The organism is Shimia sp. R9_3, assembly GCF_017743755.1.
GTDB lineage: Bacteria > Pseudomonadota > Alphaproteobacteria > Rhodobacterales > Rhodobacteraceae > Shimia.
Genome location: NZ_JAGHRP010000001.1, coordinates 658,578 through 678,051, shown reverse-complemented (window position 1 = coordinate 678,051; position 19,474 = coordinate 658,578). Strand labels below are relative to the sequence as shown.

Sequence of the window (19,474 nt, the reverse complement as noted above, 5' to 3'; positions counted from 1 at the left end):
CTGAGTTAAGAGAGTTCGACCTAAAAAGGAATTCCATAGAGGTAAAACTTGCATTTGTTAGCGTTAACATGTAGCGCAAACCGCAAGACATCCCGAAACGGAATGACCGCGCGCCCGACAGGCAAAGCCAAAGAAAGACCGATCATGCGACGACTGAGAAACGTGAAAATCGTGGCCACTCTGGGCCCATCCTCTGAAACCTATGACATGATCCGCGCCCTGCACGAAGCGGGTGCCGATGTCTTCCGGCTCAACATGAGCCACGGCAGTCACGAAGAAATCCGCGAAAAGCACCGCATCATCCGTCAGGTGGAAAAAGACCTGCAAAGCCCGATTGCCATTCTGGCCGACCTTCAGGGTCCGAAGCTGCGTGTGGGCGTTTTTGCCAATGGCGCTGAAGACCTCGTAGAAGGTGCCAAGTTCCGCCTCGATCTGGACACGGCAGAAGGCGACATCCATCGCGTCTGCCTGCCGCACCCGGAAATTTTCGCCGCGCTCAAGCCCGGCGCGAACCTTCTGGTGAATGACGGTAAGATCCGCCTGAAGGTCGAAGACTGCGGCGATGATTTTGCCAATTGTGTCGTGACCACGGGCGGCACGATCTCCAACCGTAAGGGCGTGAACGTGCCTGACGTGGTGCTGCCGCTGGCCGCGCTGTCAGACAAGGACCGGGACGATCTGGAATTTGTCTGCGGTCTTGGCGTGGACTGGCTGGCGCTGTCCTTTGTGCAGCGCCCGGAAGATGTGACCGAGGCACGCGAGCTGGCGCAGGGACGCGCGGCGATCCTGTCCAAGATTGAAAAGCCGGCCGCCGTGGAAGCCTTTGACGATATTCTTGCGGTCTCTGACGGGATCATGGTGGCGCGTGGCGACCTGGGTGTGGAACTGCCGGTCAGCGCCGTACCTCCGATCCAGAAACGACTGGTGCGGAAGTGCCGCCATGTAGCCAAGCCGGTGATTGTGGCAACCCAGATGCTGGAAAGCATGATCGACAGCCCGATGCCGACCCGCGCGGAAATCTCGGATGTGGCGACTGCGATCTATGAAGGCTCTGACGCGATCATGCTGTCCGCCGAATCGGCGGCAGGCAGCTATCCGATTGAAGCGGTTACAACGATGAACAACGTGGCTGTGGAAGTGGAGAACGACCCGACATACCGCGAGATCATCGAAGCCAGCCGCACGCAGCCGCGTTCCGGCGTGGCGGATGCGATCGTGGCCGCGGCCCGCGAGATTGCGGAAACAACGCAGGTCGCCGCGATCTGCTGTTTCAGTCAATCGGGCACCACGGCGCTGTTGATTGCGCGGGAGCGTCCGCGCGTGCCGATCATCGCCATGACCAGCCTGCGCGGCACCGCGCGGCGTCTGGCCCTGAGCTGGGGCACCAACTGTGTGATCACTTCCAATGTCAGCCGCTTTAAAATGGCGGTTGTGGCCTCGGCCCGCGCCGCGCGCGATCTTGGCTATGCGCAGGAGAGCGATCAGATCGTTGTGACCGCAGGTCTGCCGTTCAATGTGCCTGGCACAACGAACATTCTGCGCGTATCGCCCTGTGACGAGCGTTTGATTTTCAACGTCGAGTCGGAGTAGCGTCGGCCGGTAACAACCGGACCACAGCATGACCACGGACTATCTGATCACCATCGGACTTTTGGTTGGGGTGTTTTCCATCCCAGCCATGATTTCCGCCTATGCGGACGACCGCTTTCCACGCGCGCCGATGGCCGCGTTTGTGCTGTCTGCGGCGGTGATCACGCTGGCCGTGCTGCTCAATCCGGCGCGCTACAGCTTTGGGGAGTTGCCCAATGTTGTGGTGCGCGTGATTGCCGACATCCTGCACTGAGACACCACAGGCCGCTGTCATAGCGACAAACGGCAGGAAATCGGCGAATTACCCCTTGCGCCACAGCAATGAGCGCTCTATACGGCGCCTCTATTCGCGCGACCGGCTGGATGGCATGCCGAGTCGCGTTTGTCACCGACCGAATACAAAGGAGACGGAAATGCCTAAGATGAAGACCAAGTCGAGCGCCAAAAAGCGCTTTAAGGTCACTGCCTCTGGCAAAGTGAAAGCCGGCCAAGCCGGTAAGCGCCACGGCATGATCAAACGCACCAACAAATTCCTGCGTGATGCACGCGGCACCACAACGCTGTCCGCACCGGACGCGAAGATCGTCAAGGGCTTCATGCCCTACGACCGCTAAGAGGAGATTGATATATGTCCCGCGTTAAAGGTGGTACCGTAACCCACGCCCGTCACAAGAAAGTCGTCAAGGCCGCAAAAGGCTACTACGGCCGTCGTAAGAACACCTTCAAGGTGGCACGTCAGGCAGTTGACAAGGCGAACCAGTACGCAACTCGTGACCGTAAGAACCGGAAGCGTAATTTCCGTGCGCTCTGGATCCAGCGTATCAACGCTGCTGTCCGCGCACACGACGAAGCGCTGACCTACTCCCGCTTCATCAACGGCCTGAACCTAGCTGGCATCGAAGTGGACCGTAAGGTTCTGGCCGACCTGGCCGTGCATGAGCCCGAAGCGTTCACCGCGATCGTGGATCAAGCGAAAGCTGCTCTGGCTGCGTAAGCCGAGACGACACCAAGATTAAGAGGCTCGGAGCGCAAGCTCCGGGCCTTTTTTATTGTGGCCGCTCTCCCAGCTGACACATTGGAAACACGGCCAAAACCGGAACGGATCAGGTCAGCAAGCAGAACATAAGAGAACAAAAGAAAAACAAATTACGATTTATTCACCATTTCAGCCCTAAGATGTCGCCAGCGGCGTGTGTTGCCGCATGAGTGTTAGTATCTGGAGGTTTTAATGGCGCGTATCAGCGAGCTGCATTTTTCCAATGACTTTACCCATCCGACCGGGGGTGAGGATTTTATTGAGGTCACGCTGGACCCAAACGAAGACGCCACAGGTTTCATTGTTTCCTGTTATCAGATCGACGGGCATATCAGCACAGAGATCACGCTCACCGAAGCTGGCGTTCTGACGTTCATTCATTCAGAGAAAAACACGCAGACCTTTGTGATTTCTGCGTCCCGCTTTCCGGTTCTGTTTGCCCAAAGCACGCGGGAAACGCGCATCACGGCGGTGGCTCTGACGGATCTTTCGAGCGGCCGCGTGCTCTGTTTCTTTGACACACGCGCAAACTCTGCTCCGGTGGTGGCCGTGGACGGCGCGGCCGCAGGCGCGATGTCATGCGGCTCCTCTGCAAGCACATCCTGGGCAAACCCCGCCCCTTTGGTGTCGGAACAATCAACCGCCTACGCCACCACAGCCCAGGCCACAACCCCAATCGCCAAAATACGCACCACCGGTGGGCTCGCCTGTTTCACGGAAGGCACCCGCATTCGCACCGAGGTGGGCTATCAGCTGATTGAAACCCTGAAAGAAGGGGATCTGATCTGGACCAGAGACAACGGGCCTCAGCCGATCTTGTGGATCGGAAAGCGCCTTTTGCCCGCGCGGGGACAATATGCGCCGGTTCAGATTGCCCATGAGACCTTTGGCGCCTTTAGGCCGCATCTGGTGGCGCCGGATCATCTGGTCCTGCTCACAGGCTGGCGCGCAGAGCTGCTTTATGGCGAGGAAGAGATCTTGGTGCCCGCCAAGGCCCTGGTCGACAATTGCGATGTGCGCGCAGCAGAGATAGACAAGATCACCTACTATCACCTCGCCTTTGAAACGCCCCAGATCGTCAGCGGAGACGGGGTGCTGAGCCAGTGTTTTCACCCCGATGCGCAGGCCAAAGCGCTATGCGCGCAAGCAGGACGCGCGGAAATGTTTGCGCATTTTCCCGAGCTGGCGACCAAGGTGCATGTCTTTGGGCGCAACCGTCACCCCACCTCAAAGGCGAGCTTAGGGCCGCTTTTGGTGCGCTCAGGTTGATCAAAACAGTTTACGCAGCGTTTTAGGGGTAAAATCAGCCCAAATGGGGGAAAAGCCATTTCCCCCTCTTTCTGTGAGGCGTAAGGAGGCGCCGCAATTTGAGTCGGGCCGCCTTCGCTTGTGCCCGGCACCGCAGCCCCGCTGCGAAAACGACACAGGAAGCCTATGGAACCGACATCAAACGCCGCCGAAGCCGGGGGCGCCTTCGCCTCTTTTGCCAACACTCTCGTGGCCTCAACTGAAACCGTTGTGAACACCACCAACGGGATCTTGTGGGGGTACCTGCTGATATATCTGCTCATCGGCTGCGGACTATTTTTTACCCTGCGCCTGGGGTTTATCCAGTTCACCAACTTTCGCGAACAATTCCGCCTGACCGTGGCCTCCCGCGGCCAAGACAGCGCGGGCATTTCACCGTTTCAGGCGCTCGCCGTCAGCCTCGCCTCCCGCATCGGCACCGGCAACCTCGCCGGTGTGGCTGTGGCGATCTCTCTTGGTGGACCCGGTGCGATCTTTTGGATGTGGGTTGTGGCGCTGGTGGGCATGGCGACCTCATTCTCTGAGGCAACACTCGCGCAGCTCTACAAAACCCGCGGTCCGGACGGCCAGTATCGCGGCGGCCCAGCGTTCTATATGGCGCGCGGTCTCAACATGCGCTGGCTTGGTCTGATCTTCTCGATCTTTCTGGTCTTTGCCTTTGGCCTTGTGGTCAACGGCGTGCAGTCCAACTCCATCGCGCAGGCGATGAACGAAGCCTTCGATCTCCCCAAAACCACCACCGGCATCCTGCTTGCGATCGCAACAGGTGTGGTCATCTTTGGCGGCATCCGCTCTATCACCCGCGTGGCGGAAGTCTTGGTGCCGTTTATGGCCGGGGCCTATATCATTGTAGCGCTTTACATTCTGGCGACCAACTTTGCCGAGATCCCCGGCGTATTGCTGCAGATTGTGCGCGGCGCCTTTGGTCTTGAAGAAGCTGCAGGCGGCGCAGCAGGCGGTATGACCGCAGCGCTTTTGAACGGTGTGAAACGTGGTCTATTCTCCAATGAAGCGGGCATGGGCTCTGCGCCCAACATCGCGGCTGCGGCCACCCCGGTGCCAAATCACCCAGCCTCCCAGGGCTTTGTGCAGGCGTTTGGCGTGTTCATCGACACCATTCTTGTCTGCACCGCGACGGCAGTGATGATCATCGTCTCCGGCGCGCACAAAATGGTGGATGCCGAAGGCAACGCGCTGGAAGGCATTGCCATGACCCAGCAGGCCGCCGCCGCCTTCCTTGGGCCATTTGGCATCTACTTCATCGCCTTTGCGGTTCTGCTTTTCGCCTTCACCACCATCATCGCCTGCTACGGCTACGCGGAGAGCGGCATGGCGTTTCTCAAGCAGACAAGCAAAGCCCGCCTGAACCTCCTGCGGTTGGGTGTGATGCTTGTGGTGTTCTGGGGCGCAGGCCAGTCCGTCGCCGTGGTGTTCAACGCAGCGGACATGGCGATTGGCATCATGGCCTTGCTGAACCTGTTCGCTCTGGCGCTGCTGTCTCCCATCGTGGTGCGTGTGGCCCGGGACTATCAGGCCCAGCGCAAAGCCGGCAAAACGCCAAACTTCAGCATCTCTGAGCACGCCAAAATCGCGCGTGGTGTGGACGCTGACATCTGGAAGTGACACCTTCTGGCGGGTGCCTATAGAGGCACCCGCGCCTCGGTGCTTGCAATCAACAGGCCTTGTGGTAGGAGGTCTGCGGTATTTTCTTCACTTGGGACGGCCCTGCCATGGACGATCTGCGCATCAAATATATCGACGCCATTGCCGCAGCTGCGGATGAAGCCGCGCTGGAAGAGCTGCGCCTGCAGGCCGTGGGCAAAAAGGGCGAAGTCAGTCTGAAAATGCGCGAGTTGGGTAAGATGACCCCGGAAGAGCGTCAGGTGGCTGGCCCCGCGCTGAACGCGCTGAAGAACGAGATCAACTCTGCCCTCGCGGCCAAGAAGGTTGCGCTTGCCGATGCGGCGCTGGATGCACGTCTGGCGACTGAGTGGCTGGACGTGACCCTGCCTGCGCGCAACCGCCGTGTGGGCACCATCCACCCGATCAGCCAAGTGACCGAAGAGGTCACCGCGATCTTCGCCGATATGGGGTTTGCCGTGGCTGAAGGCCCGCAGATCGAAACCGATTGGTACAACTTTGATGCGTTGAACATTCCCGGCCACCACCCTGCTCGCGCCGAGATGGACACGTTCTACACGCATCGCGCCGAAGGGGACGAGCGCCCGCCACATGTGCTGCGCACCCACACCAGCCCGGTGCAGATCCGCTCGATGGAGAAAACCGGCGCGCCGATCCGCATCATCTGCCCCGGTCGTGTGTACCGCGCGGACTATGACCAGACCCACACACCAATGTTCCACCAGGTCGAAGGCCTTGCGATTGGCAAGGACATCTCCATGGCGAACCTGAAATGGGTGCTGGAAGAATTCTTCTCTGCCTTCTTTGGCACCGAGGTGAAAACCCGTTTCCGCGCGTCCCACTTCCCGTTCACGGAACCTTCCGCCGAGGTGGACATCCAGTGCAGCTGGGAAGGCGGCACTGTGAAGGTTGGCGAAGGCGACGACTGGCTCGAAGTGCTGGGTTCCGGTATGGTGCACCCCAAAGTGCTCGAAGCGGGCGGCATTGACCCGAACGAATATCAGGGCTTTGCCTTTGGCATCGGCATCGACCGTCTGGCGATGCTGAAATACGGCATTCCTGATCTGCGCGCCTTCTTTGACAGCGACCTGCGCTGGCTGCGGCACTACGGCTTTGCCAGCCTCGACCAGCCCACGCTGCATGGTGGCTTGACCCGCTAAACGCAGACACAGCTACGACTTCAGAGCGCCTGCGGGCGCTCTTTCCTTTCTGCCCCCATGCAAGACTGACGAAACGAGACGCGCCGTGACACGGATTTTGATTGTCGAAAGCAACACACCTGAGCTGCTGGCGCAGAGCCGGTCCGCGGCGGCGTATTTCCTCAAAGCCTTCCTCGCGCTGGCACCGCATGCGCATCTGCGCGTGGTGAGCCCCTATGCGGCGCCTTTGGCAGCGGATGTCTTTGACGGGATGGACGGCATCGTTTTCACCGGCTCCGGTGTGGACTGGACCACCAGCGACACGCGCGCCGCGCCTCTGCGGGCCGCAATGGAGCAGGCTTTTGCCACCGGACTGCCGGTCTGGGGATCATGCAATGGGATGCAACTGGCCGCTTCGGTGCTGGGCGGGCATGTGGATGACTCCCCCAATGGGCTTGAATTTGGCCTCGCCTCCGGCGTGACCTTCACCGACGCGGGCAAAACGCACCCGATGTTTGCCGGTCGCAACTGTGGCCTTGCCAGCCCCTGTGTGCATTTCCATGAGGTGATCCGTTTGCCCGAGGGCGCTTTGGTGCTGGCTTCAAACGGGCATTCCGAAGTGCAGGCCATGGCCTATCAGCAAAACGGTGTGGATTTCTGGGGCGTGCAATATCACCCGGAAATGACGGCGCTGGATGTGGGCCGGATTGCCAATGCTCTGCGCCTGAAAGAAGATCACGCCGCCATGGTGCCGGATCTGTTGTCAGCCGATGTCGATGCGGATGCAGCACGGCGCCTAGGCGCGCGGCCCGAGGATCTTGCCCCGCAGATGCGGATGCGTGAGCTGTCCAACTGGCTCACCTATATAGGTGCCCGCACCTAGGCTGAGACCATTGGCTTTGGTCAAAAGCCTGCTCCCACAAATATGTGACGTGACAGCGCCTCTCCCTTGGGTAGTGTCAGCGGCATGAAACGATTTGCCCTCACCCTTGCCGCGACACTTCTTGCTCCTGCTGTTTTTGCCATGGGGCCATGGAAAGGAGAGGTGGAACCCTGTGGCGGTGATGTGGCCTGCCCGCTGGGGGAGCGGTCCTACCATGTGATGGAACCTGAGGGGTGGGATGGAGCAAGCCCGCTGCCGGTGCTGCTGCATTTTCATGGCTGGTCCCGAAACGGGGTTCACCCGCAACGCTCGGACCGGGTAGGGGCCTCTGCCAAGCGGCGTGGGGTTTTGTTGGTCACCCCCAACGGGCGCAACAAGACCTGGAGCTTTTGGCGCGCGAGCACAGAGGACGTACCATTTGCCGATGCCGTGCTGGAAGATGTGGCGCAGCGCTATCCCATAGATCGCGAGAAAATCTATGTGTCGGGCTATTCATTCGGCTCCGCAATGGCGTGGCGCTATGCCTGCCAGAGCGGCAATGATGTCACCGCGCTTTTGGCGATCGCGGGCAGCGTAGACCAAGACGAGACCTGCCCGGAGGCCCCTGCAGAGGTGCGCCATGTGCATGGGTTGGCAGATACGGTGATGGATTTCCCGATGGGGCCAGGTGGCGATGTGACTTATCCGGTTGCGCTTTGGCGGCGCGAGTTGGGGTGTACCACCCCCGGCGAGGATCAGGGCGACTGGCAGGCACGCAGTTTTTTGACACTCTCGCGTACGGCCTGGGACTGCGCCGACGGGCCCGTGACGTTGGATCTGCATCCGGGGGGACATTTTATCCCCCATGGGTGGATTGGGCGGCAGCTGGACGAGCTTTTGGGCCTCGCTCCGAGCTATCCGTAGACCTGCATTTGCAGCAAGGCTTGCACATGAGGGCAATCTTTGTCATTGCCTGCTGCAACAAACATGGCTTGCCATAGGACACCGGACAGATGAAATTCACGCTTTCTTGGCTGAAAGACCACCTTGAGACCGACGCGAGCGTCGACGAGATTGTTGAAGCGCTCACCGACCTTGGCCTTGAGGTAGAAGATGTGTTCAACCCTGCTGAGCGGTTGGCGGATTTCACGCTGGGCAAAGTGGTGCATGCAGAGAAGCACCCCGATGCGGACAAGCTGCGCGTTTGTAAGGTGGAAACCGATGAAGGTGAGCTGCAGATCATCTGTGGGGCGCCCAACGCACGCGAAGGCATCACCGTGGTGGTCTGCAAACCGGGTATGTATATCCCGGGTCTCGACATCACCATCAGCGTGGGCAAGATCCGCGGTGTGGAAAGCTATGGCATGATGGCCTCTGAGCGGGAGCTGGAGCTGTCTGACGAGCATGATGGCATCATTGAGCTGCCTTCCGGTGAGGTGGGCGACAAGTTCATCGACTGGCTGGCTGAAAATGATCCATCCAAGGTCGACACGATGATTGAAATCGCGATCACGCCAAACCGCCCCGATGCGCTGGGTGTGCGCGGCATTGCGCTGGATCTCGCCGCGCGCGGGCTGGGCAAGATGAAGCCTGCCAAAACCGCAGAGATCACCGGCACCTACGCCAGCCCGATCAATGTAACCATCGATGAAGACACCGCCACCGATGGCTGCGAAGTCTTTAGTGGCCGTCTGATCAAAGGCGTGAAAAACGGCCCTTCCCCGCAGTGGTTGCAGGACCGTCTGAAGGCCATTGGCCTGCGCCCGATTTCCGCGCTGGTGGACATCACCAATTTCTTCACCTTCGACCGCAACCGCCCGCTGCATGTGTTTGACGCCGATAAGGTCAAAGGCGACCTGCGTGTGCACCGCACCCAAGGTGGTGAGACCCTGATGGGGTTGGATGAAAAAGAATACACCTTCGGCCCCGGCATGGTGGTGATCTCTGATGACAACGCCGTTGAATCCATCGGCGGCATCATGGGTGGTCTCGCAACCGGCTGCACCGAAGAAACCACCAATGTCTTCCTCGAAGCCGCAGTCTGGGATCACGTTCAGATCGCCTACACAGGCCGTGGTCTGAAGATCAACACTGACGCGCGCTATCGCAACGAGCGCGGCATTGATCCGGCTTACAATATGCAGGCGCTGGATGACGCGACCCAGATGATCATCGAGCTGTGCGGCGGCGAGCCATCAGAGATCGTGACCGCTGGCACCGTGCCGGATGTGTCCCGCGCCTATAAGCTCGACACAGATCGTGTGCAGTCTCTTGTTGGCATGGAAATCCCGGCGGAAACCCAGCGCGCGACGCTTGAAGCGCTTGGCTTCACCATCGAGGGCGACATGGCCCATGTGCCAAGCTGGCGCCCGGATGTGCGTGGCTCTGCCGATTTGGTGGAAGAGGTTGCCCGTATCGCCTCGCTGACCAAGCTGGAAGGCAAGCCGATGCCGCGCGCCACCGCTGGTCTGCCAGAGCAGATTCTGTCGCCGATGCAGAAGCGCGAGCAGATCGCACGCCGCACCACCGCGAGCCTTGGCTACAACGAATGTGTGACCTACAGCTTCATCGACAAAGCAGCGGCAGAGCTGTTTGGCGGTGGCTCTGATGCGACCATGCTGGAAAACCCGATCTCCAGCGAGATGAGCCATATGCGCCCATCCCTGTTGCCGGGTCTGCTACAGGCGGCCGCCCGCAATCAGGCACGTGGATTCATGGATATGGCGCTGTTTGAATGTGGTGCCGTGTTCCACGGTGGTGAGCCGGGTGAGCAGGAAAACCTGCTGACCGGTATTCTGGTGGGCCGCACCGTTGGCAAAGACATTCATGGCGAAAGCCGTGGCGTGGATATCTATGACGCCAAGGCGGATATGGAAGCGGTGATGGAAGCGCTCGGCGCGCCTTCAAAGCTGACCTACAATCGTGGCGTAAACGGCTGGTGGCATCCGGGTCGCAGCGCGAAGGTTGGTCTGGGTCCGAAGAAGATCCTTGGGGCCTTTGGTGAGATTCACCCCAAGGTGCTGGATGCGCTGAATGTGAAAGGCCCGGTTGTGGCCTTTGCGATCCACATCACGGAAATCCCACTGCCCCGTAAGAAATCCGCCTCCAAAGGCGCGGTGATCATGTCTGATCTTCAGGCGGTGGAACGCGACTTTGCCTTTGTGGTGGATGCGGACGTCGAAGCGCTGACGCTTGTGAATGCCGCGGCTGGCGCGGATAAAGCCCTGATTGAAAACGTGCGTGTCTTTGACGAGTTCATTGGCGGCGCGCTGGGAGAAGGCAAGAAATCCCTCGCGATCACCGTGCGCCTGCAGCCCACCGACAAGACGCTGAAAGAAGCCGATATCGAGGCCGTGGCCACGAAGATCGTCGAGAAAGTCAGCAAAGCCACCGGCGGCGCGCTGCGTGGCTAATGCACCTCAGCCGCGACAGGCACGGGCCGATGAGGCCCCTGCCATTGCGCGGCTGATTGATGCGGCTTACCAACCTTATCGCGACACAGGGATCGCGCTGCCGGATGTGTCCGGCGGCGTGCCGAATGCGATCGCTGCAAACCAAGTGTGGGTTCTTGAAGACGAAGATCTGCTTGGGGTTTTGATGCTCACGCTCACTCCACCGCAAGCCCATCTGATGAATGTCGCCGTCGCGCCCACTGCACGCGGGCAGGGCATCGGTGGACAGCTCATTCGCTTTGCCATCACCCAAGCCACAGCCGCAGGCTGTGCAGAAATCGCCTTGGCCACGCATGCGCAGATGCCTCAAAACATCACGCTCTATGAGCGCTACGGTTGGCAGATCAGTGCGCGTGACGACGTCCGTATCAGGATGCTGCGCGCGTTGCCCTAACTCCGCGCCAGATGCGCGGCCAGCGTGTCAAACACCAGTCTTATCCGGCGACTGGTGTGTAATTCGCGATGTGTCGTGAGCCAGATCGGAAAGACAATGGGTGCGATGTTGGGCAAGACCTTTTCGATCCCCTCAGTGGCCTCAGCCACCTCAGCGGCCATAGGGGCGATGCCAAATCCTTGTTTGCAAAGCTCCCATGCCACCAACCCACTCTCAGACCCGATCCGGAAATTGCTGTGAGCAATCGGAAATCCCAGAGGATGCAGATATTCCAGCATCCGGCCTACATCGCCTGAACCGATAAAGTCATGCGCCTTGAGGTCCTCCAAGGCTTCTGGACGACCGCGCCGGTCCAGATAGTCCGTTGAGGCGTAAAAAAACCCTTCGGCCTCGCGCACCAAACGCGCGATCAGGTCTGGCTGTTCCGGACGTACATGGCGAATGGCGATATCCGCTTCCCGCCGCATCAAATCCTGCAACTCATCTGAAGCCACGACATCTATCACCAGCTTGGGCGCCGTGGCCTGCAGCTCTTTCAGGATCGGCGGTAGAAGATGTGCGGAATAGACATCAGACGCGGTGATGGCCACGCGCCCCTCAATCGTTTGGCTTTGACCAGAGGCCGCGAGCGCCACACGCTCTGCCGCCTCTCCCATTGCACGCACATGGTCGAGCAGTTCCGCCCCGGCTGCGGTCAGCGAAAGCCCCCGCCCCACGCGCTCAAACAACATCACACCGAGATCTGTCTCAAGCGCGGTCACCTGCCGCCCCAAAGTTGGCTGAGTCAATCCCAAGTCTCGCGCCGCTGCGGACAACGATCCTGTCTCCGCGGTCTTGAGAAACGCGCGGATATGGTTCCAATCAAAAGCGGCGAGCGGATCATTCATGCATTTTCGTATATCACAACTGCGATTTTCGGCAATTTATCTCGCATATCCGCATGACTACCTTGTGCTCGAAAGGAGTATGACCATGCAAGCAACCGCAAAGTTTTGGGACGGAATCGCACAGAAATATGCAAAGTCACCGATTGGGGACATGGAGGCTTATGAGTACACGCTGGGGCGCACACGTTCTTACCTGAAAGACACGGATGTGGCGCTGGAGTTGGGCTGCGGCACCGGCTCCACCGCAATCAAGCTGGCGGATGCCGTTACCGAGATGGTGGCAAGTGATGTGTCAGGCGGGATGCTGGAGGTTGCACGCGATCGTGTGGCAGAAGCAGGTGCGCGCAACATCAGACTTGTGCAGGCCACTCCGGATACCGCGCCTGAAGGACCATTTGATGTGGTGCTGGCGCATAACCTGCTGCATCTCTTGGATGACACCGAGACGTCGATCTCCGCCGTCGCCAAACGGCTCAAACCCGGCGGGTTGTTCATTTCGAAAACGCCGTGTCTCAACGAGAACATGAAATCACTGAAGTTTCGTGTCCTGAAACGCGCCATTCCGTTGTTGCAGTTCTTTGGCAAAGCCCCATTTGTGCGGTTTTTCTCCATCTCGGAGTTGGAAACCATGATCACCAACGCTGGCTTTGACATCATAGAGAGCGGCAATTTTCCGGTGGACCCGTCAAGCCGGTATCTGGTCGCGCGCAAACTCTGATCAAACTGATTTGAAACTGCTTCGCCGGAATGCGGGATTGGAGAGAGGGGTTTCTCAGGCTAAGAACAGCCAAACATTGAGGGAGCTTTCCAATGGCATTGAACGTCTATCTGTCCGGCGAAATTCACACCGATTGGCGCGAACAAATCACCGAGGGGGCCGCAGATCTGGATGTGCGGTTCAACAGCCCGGTGACGGATCACGCGGCAAGCGATGATTGCGGCGTGGCCATTCTGGGCGCGGAAGAGAACAAATACTGGCACGACCACAAGGGCGCGATGGTGAACGCCATCCGCACCCGCAAAGGCATCGAAGACGCCGATGTGGTGGTGGTGCGCTTTGGTGAGAAATACCGCCAGTGGAATGCGGCCTTTGATGCGGGCTATGCAGCCGCATTGGGCAAATCCATCATTGTTCTCTCGATGCCGGATCAGCAGCACGCACTTAAAGAGGTTCACGCAGCCGCTCTCGCGGTGGCTGAGGAGCCAAAGCAGGTGGTTGAGATCCTGCGCTATGTGCTGACGAGCACCCTGCCCTAAGCAAAACAAAGGGGGCCAAGCGCCCCCTTTTTTCTTATGCTTCCGGGCGTGGCGGAATATTCATGCCTGCCTGCACCGCTGGTCGGGCTAAGAACCGCTCCAGATAGGCGTTCACATTCGGGTACTCTGCCAAACCGACAAGCTCTTTGGTCTGGTAATATTCCAGCGCGTTGAGCCATGGCGCGATGGCGATATCGGCAATGGAATAGCTTCCCGTGATCCACTCGCGCCCTTCAAGCTGCTTTTCCAGCACGGACAAAAGGCGTTTTGCCTCTACGCGGAAGCGCTCACGTGGGCGCGGGTCTTCGATCTCTGCCCCGGCAAATTTGGTGAAATAGCCCAGCTGGCCAAACATCGGGCCAACACCGCCCATCTGGAACATCACCCACTGGATCGCCTGATATTTCTCGGCAGGTGTGGTGCCGATGAGTTTGCCGGTTTTCTCCGCCAGATAGATCAGGATGGCGCCGCTCTCAAACAGGGTGACGGCCGACCCATCCGGTCCGTTTGGGTCAATGATCGCAGGGATCTTGTTGTTGGGATTCAGCGCCAGAAACTCCGGGCTTTTCACATCCGCGTCGCTCAGGGTGACCAAATGCGCCTCATAAGGCAGGCCAGTCTCTTCCAGCATGATCGACACTTTCACCCCATTGGGCGTTGGGAAGGAATAGAGCTGAAGAACGGTGGCGTCGTCAGCGGCCCAACGGCTGTTGATTGGATGGTCGGTGACAGTTGTCATTGGAGATCTCCTGATAAGGCTTTGAGGGGATACATAGGCTGATTTTCCCATGAAACCAGCGCGCGCGGCATGCGAAAGGAGCGAAATCTGAGAATTTAAGGGGGAATGGCTTGCGCCTGACGCAGCCACTGCAGTTAAAGTCCTCTTAAATGTTGTCGAACAGGGAGACATCAAATGGAAACGCTTGTTGAGAGTGCACAGGGCTACGCACCGCTGGTTGTGTCAGCTGTGAAAGCACTGGTGGTTCTGGTCATTGGATGGATGGTTGCTGGCGCAGTGAGCCGTATGGTGCGCAATCGCGTGAACAAAACACCGGAAATTGACCAGACACTGGGCAATTTTGCCGCCAGCATCGTGCGCTGGGTGATCCTTCTTATGGTGCTGGTTGCCATCCTTGGCATCTTTGGCATTGAGGCGACCTCTCTGGTCGCGATGTTGGGCGCCGCGACTTTGGCGATTGGCCTCGCACTGCAGGGCACGCTGAGTGATCTTGCTGCGGGCTTCATGCTGATCCTCTTCCGCCCTTACAAAATTGGGCAATATGTGGATGTTGGCGGCACGGCGGGTACGGTCGTGGATCTGAACCTGTTTGTGACCGAGATGGTCACACCGGACAATGTACAGATCATCATCCCCAACGGTCAGGCCTGGGGCTCGATCATCACCAACTTTTCCGCTCATGACACGCGCCGCGTGGATGTGGTCTTTGGCATCGACTACGGCGATGATGCAGAGAAAGCCAAGCAGATCATCCTGGACACCGCAAACGCCGACGCGCGTGTCTTGAAAGACCCTGAGGGCTGGGTGCGTGTCACCAATCTGGGGGACAGCTCTGTCGACATCACCATGCGTGTCTGGTGCAAGGCAGAAGACTATTGGGAGCTGAAGTTCGCACTCACGCAGGCGGTGAAGGAAGCCTTCGACAAAGGTGGCATCTCGATCCCTTACCCACACACGGTGGAGATTAAGCGCGAGGCCTAAGGGCGGCGCCAGTTCACCATGTGTTTGCAGGAGGCGCCCCAAAGGGCGCCTTTTTTGCGACTGCTGAGCAAGTTGGCTAAGCAGCCACTGCCAATGCATAGCCTTACATCAGGATGATGTTGGACACGCCTGCCACCCGACGCAGCGCGTGCACCTCGGCAAATTCGGGATCCTCGATCCAGGCCTTGGCGGCGTCCCGATCCGGGAAGGTGAGGATGACCGTCACGGTTGGTGCAGCGCCCTCCCCTTCGATCAACTCGGCTTCTTTGGAGACGTGCAGCGGCGCAGCGCCGTGCTTTTTCAGCGCCATGCCCGCTTTCTCGCGGTAGGCCTCAAAGCTCTCTGGGTTGGTGATGGTCAGATTTACAAAGGCGTAAGCGGTCATTTTGATCTCCGATGCTAATGTCTTACCGCATACTTAGGTGCCGGTCCGATGTGAAAAAACGATCATTGATGCAACCACTCTGTGCAAATATGATCACCCCTATGCACAACTGGGATGATCTGAAATTTGTTATGGAAACCGCCCGTCATGGCGGCACAAGCGGTGCGGCGCGCGCGCTTGGCGTCAACCACGCCACGGTGGCGCGACGGATCGCGGCGGCAGAGGCCTCTCTGGGCACGCGCCTGTTTGAGCGCCTGCCAAGCGGCTATGTCCCTACGGGGGCAGGTTGGGAGGCGGTCCGCGCAGCCGAAGCCATGTCTGATCTGGAGCGAGGGCTGGATCGGACAATCGCAGCGCGGGACACAGCCATTCGAGGGCCGCTCAAGGTGACAGCTCCTGAACTGCTGATCGAGCGCATCCTGTCGCCCATTTTCGCGGATTTCATAGGCACGCATCCGGAGATCGCGCTGTCTCTGGTGGCCACCAATGAGACCGTCAATCTTGCGCAGCGGGATGCGGATGTGGCCATACGGTTCGCCAAATCACCGCCTGACACTCTGGTTGGCACTCAGCTATTTGAACAGAAAGGCGCGGTCTATGCGAGCCACGCGCTTTTGGCGCGGGACGAAGGCGGTGAGGCGCCATTGGATTGGATCCGTTTTGCCCATTGGCCCGGGCCACCCGAAGCGATCAAAGCCGCCCGGCCAAATCTGCGCACGCGGCTGACCGTGGACGATATGGCTGCTGCTGTGGGGGCTGTCCGTGCTGGGATCGGTGCAACGCGCATGGCCTGCTTTCTGGGAGACAGCGATCCTACACTTGCGCGTGTGCCGGGCCTGCCGCTGTTTCCGCAAATCCCGCTCTGGGTGCTCACCCATGCCGATCTCAGACAGGTGCCGCGAGTGCGCGCTTTCACCGGTTTTGTCACGCAGCGCCTGAAGGCGCTGCGCCCGTTGTTTGAAGGGGCCTGCCCTCAGGATTTGAGCGCAAGAGAGGGCGAAATCACATCAATGCCAAGCGCTTTGCCCACCGCGTAATAGGTCAGCTGGCCAGCGTGCACATTGAGACCGTTGAGCAGATGTGGATCATCCTCGCAGGCCTGTTTCCAGCCTTTGTCCGCCAAATTCAGCAGGAACGGCAGCGTGGCATTACCCAGCGCCTGCGTCGAGGTGCGCGCCACAGCCCCCGGCATATTGGCCACACAATAGTGCATGATGCCATCCACCTCATAGATCGGATCGGCATGGGTCGTGGCGCGGGAGGTTTCAAAACAACCACCTTGATCAATCGCCACATCCACCAGCGCCGCGCCCGGTTTCATCTCTGAGAGCAGGGCACGCGACACAAGTTTGGGCGCCTCTGCGCCGGGGATCAGCACCGCACCAATCACCATGTCGGCCTCACGGACCAACTCGGCCGTGGCACCCGCCGTAGAATATTGGTTTTTGAACGTGCCGCCGAAGACATCATCCAGATACTTCAACCGGGGCAGAGAGCGGTCCAGCACGGTGACATCTGCGCCCATGCCCGCTGCGATCTTGGCGGCATGGGTGCCCACGACCCCGCCGCCGATCACAACAACCTTGGCAGGGGCCACGCCCGGGACACCGCCCATCAACACGCCACGGCCGCCGTTTGCCTTCTGCAAGGTCCATGCACCAACCTGAGGAGCAAGGCGGCCAGCCACCTCAGACATAGGCGCCAGGAGCGGCAGGCCTCCACGATCATCGGTCACCGTTTCATAGGCAATGGCCGTGCAGCCGCTCTCCAAGAGATCTTTGGTTTGCTCTGGATCCGGCGCGAGGTGCAAATAGGTGAACAGCAATTGGCCCTCACGCAGCATTTTGCGTTCAACGGCTTGGGGCTCTTTGACTTTCACGATCATGTCGGCGGCGGCAAAAATGTCTTCTGCCGTCTCGATCATCGTCGCGCCGGCAGCGCGATAGTCGTCATCGGTGAACCCTGCGCCGATCCCGGCACCCACCTGAATGATCACCTCATGGCCGTGGGCCACCGCCTCTCGCGCGGCGTCCGGCGTCATACCGACACGAAACTCCTGAGGTTTGATTTCGGTGGGGCATCCGATTTTCATGGTCTCACTCCTGACTTTACCTAAAGGAAGGTTAGAGTGAGGCCGCAAGAATATGCTTCATTTTTAGGCAGAATGAAAACTCGCCTTTGCAAGATACTTCTAATAGAGAGAAGAAACACGCAAGGAGCTTTCGCAATATGTCTCTTGATCCGACAGATCGTCGCATACTGACCGTCCTTCAAAAGCAAGGCCGGATTTCCAATGCCGAGCTCTCAGAGCGCGTGAACCTCTCTGCCTCCGCCTGTCACCGCCGGGTACACCGGCTCGAAAGCGAGGGATACATCAAGGACTACGTGGCCCTGCTCGACCCGCGTAAACTGGATGTGCCGACAACTGTTTTTGTGGAAATCACGCTGTCAGGTCAAGCAGATGAGGTTCTCGATGCCTTTGAGAAGGCAGTGGCGCGCATTCCTGATGTGCTGGAGTGCCACCTGATGGCGGGAACGGCGGATTACATTCTGAAGGTCGTCGCGGAAAACACCGAGGATTTTGCACGCATCCACCGTCAACACCTCGCACGCCTGCCGGGGGTGGCTCAGATGCAGAGCTCTTTTGCACTACGGACGGTTTTCAAGACAACGGCGTTGCCGGTGTAGCTTTTTGAATCAAAACGGGCGGCACCAACGCACCGCCCGCTCTTTTTTTTACGTACAAGCTGCGCTTTATTCTGCCGCAGGCTCAAGCTTATCCGCTGTGCGGGTTTCAAAATCCTCAGCCGCATGGCGTTCGTGGAGCTGCTTGTCCAGATCGCCCCAGCTGCGGTTGACCATCACACCGCGTTTCACGGCGGGGCGGTCGTTTATTTCCTTGGCCCAGCGCTGCACGTGCTCATAGCTTTCCACATCAAGGAACTCGGCCGCCTCATAAAGACGCCCCAGTGCCAGCGCGCCGTACCAGGACCAGATTGCGATGTCGGCAATCGTGTATTCATCACCGGCGATGTACTTGTTCTCTGCCAGCTGGCGGTTCAGCACATCAAGCTGGCGCTTGGTTTCCATGGCAAAGCGGTTGATCGGGTATTCCCATTTCTCCGGCGCATAGGCGTAGAAATGGCCAAAGCCACCGCCCAGATACGGCGCGCTGCCCATTTGCCAGAAGAGCCAGCTGATCATCTCAGCGCGCTTTTCCTTTGGCCCCAAGAAGGCGTCAAATTTCTCTGCAAGGTGCAGAAGGATCGCGCCGCTTTCAAACACGCGCACTTCTTTGTCGCCGCTCAGATCCATCAGCGCGGGGATTTTGGAGTTCGGGTTTACGCCCACAAACCCGGAGCCGAACTGATCGCCTTCACCAATGTTGATGAGATAGGCGTCATATTCCGCGCCTTTGTGACCTGCCGCCAGAAGCTCTTCCAGCATCACGGTGACTTTCACGCCGTTGGGCGTGGCCAGTGAATAGAGCTGAAACGGATGCTCACCGCGGGGCAGCTCTTTGTCATGTGTCGGCCCTGCGATCGGGCGGTTGATGCTGGCAAATTTGCCACCGCTTTCAGAATCCCAAGTCCAGACTTTCGGGGGGGTGTAGGTATCGGTCATGCTATCGCGCCCTGTGTGAAATCGAATTCTCGTTAACATAAGAACTTTGCCCGGGTTTCAAAGCGCTAGAAGTAAATTGTTTGTCATACCGGCCTGACGGCTATTTGGCGGCGAGACGAGACACCTATACACGCCCAGAGTTTTGGTCTATGAGCTGCGCTTCTTGCCACAAATGATGA

The 19,474-nt window shown here is 58.9% G+C and carries 21 protein-coding genes; 16 read left to right on the top strand and 5 right to left on the bottom strand.

Going from position 1 to position 19,474, the window contains the following annotated elements:
* Positions 1 to 144: 144 nt before the first annotated feature.
* The 11 genes from pyk (at position 145) to J7412_RS03035 (ending at position 11,422) form a co-directional block, all read left to right on the top strand.
* Positions 145 to 1,590 (top strand): pyruvate kinase, encoded by a 1,446-nt coding sequence (pyk, locus tag J7412_RS03085; protein WP_209076982.1) that lies wholly within the window; start codon positions 145 to 147, stop codon positions 1,588 to 1,590.
* Positions 1,591 to 1,618: 28 nt separating this feature from the next.
* Entirely contained in the window at positions 1,619 to 1,843 is a 225-nt protein-coding gene (locus J7412_RS03080; RefSeq protein ID WP_209059119.1) for a hypothetical protein, read from the top strand.
* 160 nt (positions 1,844 to 2,003) lie between these two features.
* Positions 2,004 to 2,204, top strand: coding sequence for a 50S ribosomal protein L35 (rpmI, locus tag J7412_RS03075; protein WP_058241085.1), 201 nt, complete (start codon positions 2,004 to 2,006; stop codon positions 2,202 to 2,204).
* A 14-nt stretch (positions 2,205 to 2,218) separates the two neighbouring features.
* Complete coding sequence (gene rplT, locus J7412_RS03070) at positions 2,219 to 2,584, top strand: 50S ribosomal protein L20 (RefSeq protein WP_132861339.1); 366 nt, start codon at positions 2,219 to 2,221, stop codon at positions 2,582 to 2,584.
* A 234-nt stretch (positions 2,585 to 2,818) separates the two neighbouring features.
* On the top strand, positions 2,819 to 3,895 hold the full coding sequence (locus J7412_RS03065; protein ID WP_209076980.1) for a Hint domain-containing protein: 1,077 nt from the start codon (positions 2,819 to 2,821) through the stop codon (positions 3,893 to 3,895).
* A gap of 165 nt (positions 3,896 to 4,060) precedes the next feature.
* Positions 4,061 to 5,557: an alanine/glycine:cation symporter family protein gene (locus tag J7412_RS03060; RefSeq protein ID WP_209076978.1), complete on the top strand. Its 1,497-nt coding sequence runs from the start codon at positions 4,061 to 4,063 to the stop codon at positions 5,555 to 5,557.
* A 107-nt stretch (positions 5,558 to 5,664) separates the two neighbouring features.
* Positions 5,665 to 6,735: a phenylalanine--tRNA ligase subunit alpha gene (gene pheS / locus J7412_RS03055; protein WP_209059112.1), complete on the top strand. Its 1,071-nt coding sequence runs from the start codon at positions 5,665 to 5,667 to the stop codon at positions 6,733 to 6,735.
* A gap of 85 nt (positions 6,736 to 6,820) precedes the next feature.
* The gene (locus J7412_RS03050; protein ID WP_209076974.1) at positions 6,821 to 7,597 is read left to right on the top strand and encodes a type 1 glutamine amidotransferase; all 777 of its coding nucleotides are present in this window, start codon (positions 6,821 to 6,823) and stop codon (positions 7,595 to 7,597) included.
* 84 nt (positions 7,598 to 7,681) lie between these two features.
* On the top strand, positions 7,682 to 8,500 hold the full coding sequence (locus J7412_RS03045) for a polyhydroxybutyrate depolymerase (RefSeq protein WP_209076970.1): 819 nt from the start codon (positions 7,682 to 7,684) through the stop codon (positions 8,498 to 8,500).
* An 89-nt stretch (positions 8,501 to 8,589) separates the two neighbouring features.
* Entirely contained in the window at positions 8,590 to 10,989 is a 2,400-nt protein-coding gene (pheT, locus tag J7412_RS03040) for a phenylalanine--tRNA ligase subunit beta (RefSeq protein ID WP_209076967.1), read from the top strand.
* Positions 10,982 to 11,422, top strand: coding sequence for a GNAT family N-acetyltransferase (locus J7412_RS03035; protein WP_209076964.1), 441 nt, complete (start codon positions 10,982 to 10,984; stop codon positions 11,420 to 11,422). The genes pheT and J7412_RS03035 overlap by 8 nt, the downstream gene beginning before the upstream one ends.
* Here J7412_RS03035 and J7412_RS03030 read toward each other — a convergent pair.
* Positions 11,419 to 12,309, bottom strand: a complete 891-nt coding sequence (locus tag J7412_RS03030; protein ID WP_209076961.1) for a LysR family transcriptional regulator — start codon at positions 12,307 to 12,309, stop codon at positions 11,419 to 11,421. The two genes, J7412_RS03035 and J7412_RS03030, sit on opposite strands and share 4 nt — an antisense overlap.
* Before the next feature lie 85 nt (positions 12,310 to 12,394).
* Here J7412_RS03030 and J7412_RS03025 point away from each other — a divergent pair, with 85 nt between their 5' ends.
* Together J7412_RS03025 and J7412_RS03020 are read left to right on the top strand one after the other, a co-directional pair.
* Entirely contained in the window at positions 12,395 to 13,027 is a 633-nt protein-coding gene (locus tag J7412_RS03025; RefSeq protein ID WP_209076958.1) for a class I SAM-dependent methyltransferase, read from the top strand.
* Positions 13,028 to 13,119: 92 nt separating this feature from the next.
* Positions 13,120 to 13,566, top strand: a complete 447-nt coding sequence (locus tag J7412_RS03020; protein ID WP_209059091.1) for a YtoQ family protein — start codon at positions 13,120 to 13,122, stop codon at positions 13,564 to 13,566.
* A 34-nt stretch (positions 13,567 to 13,600) separates the two neighbouring features.
* Here the strand turns inward: J7412_RS03020 and J7412_RS03015 are convergent, their stop codons facing one another.
* A complete protein-coding gene (locus J7412_RS03015; RefSeq protein WP_209076955.1) occupies positions 13,601 to 14,305 on the bottom strand; it encodes a glutathione S-transferase N-terminal domain-containing protein in 705 nt (234 codons plus the stop codon).
* Between the two features lie 174 nt (positions 14,306 to 14,479).
* On the opposite strand from J7412_RS03015, the gene J7412_RS03010 reads away from it, so the two are divergent.
* Positions 14,480 to 15,286, top strand: coding sequence for a mechanosensitive ion channel domain-containing protein (locus tag J7412_RS03010; protein ID WP_209076951.1), 807 nt, complete (start codon positions 14,480 to 14,482; stop codon positions 15,284 to 15,286).
* A 103-nt stretch (positions 15,287 to 15,389) separates the two neighbouring features.
* On the opposite strand, the gene J7412_RS03005 is transcribed toward J7412_RS03010, so the two are convergent.
* Positions 15,390 to 15,671 carry a DUF1330 domain-containing protein gene (locus J7412_RS03005; protein ID WP_209076948.1) on the bottom strand — a complete coding sequence of 94 codons (282 nt, stop codon included), beginning with the start codon at positions 15,669 to 15,671 and terminating at the stop codon, positions 15,390 to 15,392.
* 101 nt (positions 15,672 to 15,772) lie between these two features.
* Between J7412_RS03005 and J7412_RS03000 the strand changes: the two genes are divergently transcribed.
* Positions 15,773 to 16,708 (top strand): LysR family transcriptional regulator, encoded by a 936-nt coding sequence (locus J7412_RS03000; protein WP_209076945.1) that lies wholly within the window; start codon positions 15,773 to 15,775, stop codon positions 16,706 to 16,708.
* Here J7412_RS03000 and ald read toward each other — a convergent pair.
* A complete protein-coding gene (gene ald, locus J7412_RS02995) occupies positions 16,645 to 17,763 on the bottom strand; it encodes an alanine dehydrogenase (RefSeq protein WP_209076943.1) in 1,119 nt (372 codons plus the stop codon). The two genes, J7412_RS03000 and ald, sit on opposite strands and share 64 nt — an antisense overlap.
* 137 nt (positions 17,764 to 17,900) lie before the next feature.
* On the opposite strand from ald, the gene J7412_RS02990 reads away from it, so the two are divergent.
* Complete coding sequence (locus tag J7412_RS02990) at positions 17,901 to 18,359, top strand: Lrp/AsnC family transcriptional regulator (RefSeq protein ID WP_209059062.1); 459 nt, start codon at positions 17,901 to 17,903, stop codon at positions 18,357 to 18,359.
* Between the two features lie 66 nt (positions 18,360 to 18,425).
* Here J7412_RS02990 and yghU read toward each other — a convergent pair whose 3' ends face one another.
* Positions 18,426 to 19,295 carry a glutathione-dependent disulfide-bond oxidoreductase gene (gene yghU, locus J7412_RS02985; RefSeq protein ID WP_209076940.1) on the bottom strand — a complete coding sequence of 290 codons (870 nt, stop codon included), beginning with the start codon at positions 19,293 to 19,295 and terminating at the stop codon, positions 18,426 to 18,428.
* Between the last annotated feature and the right edge of the window lie 179 nt (positions 19,296 to 19,474).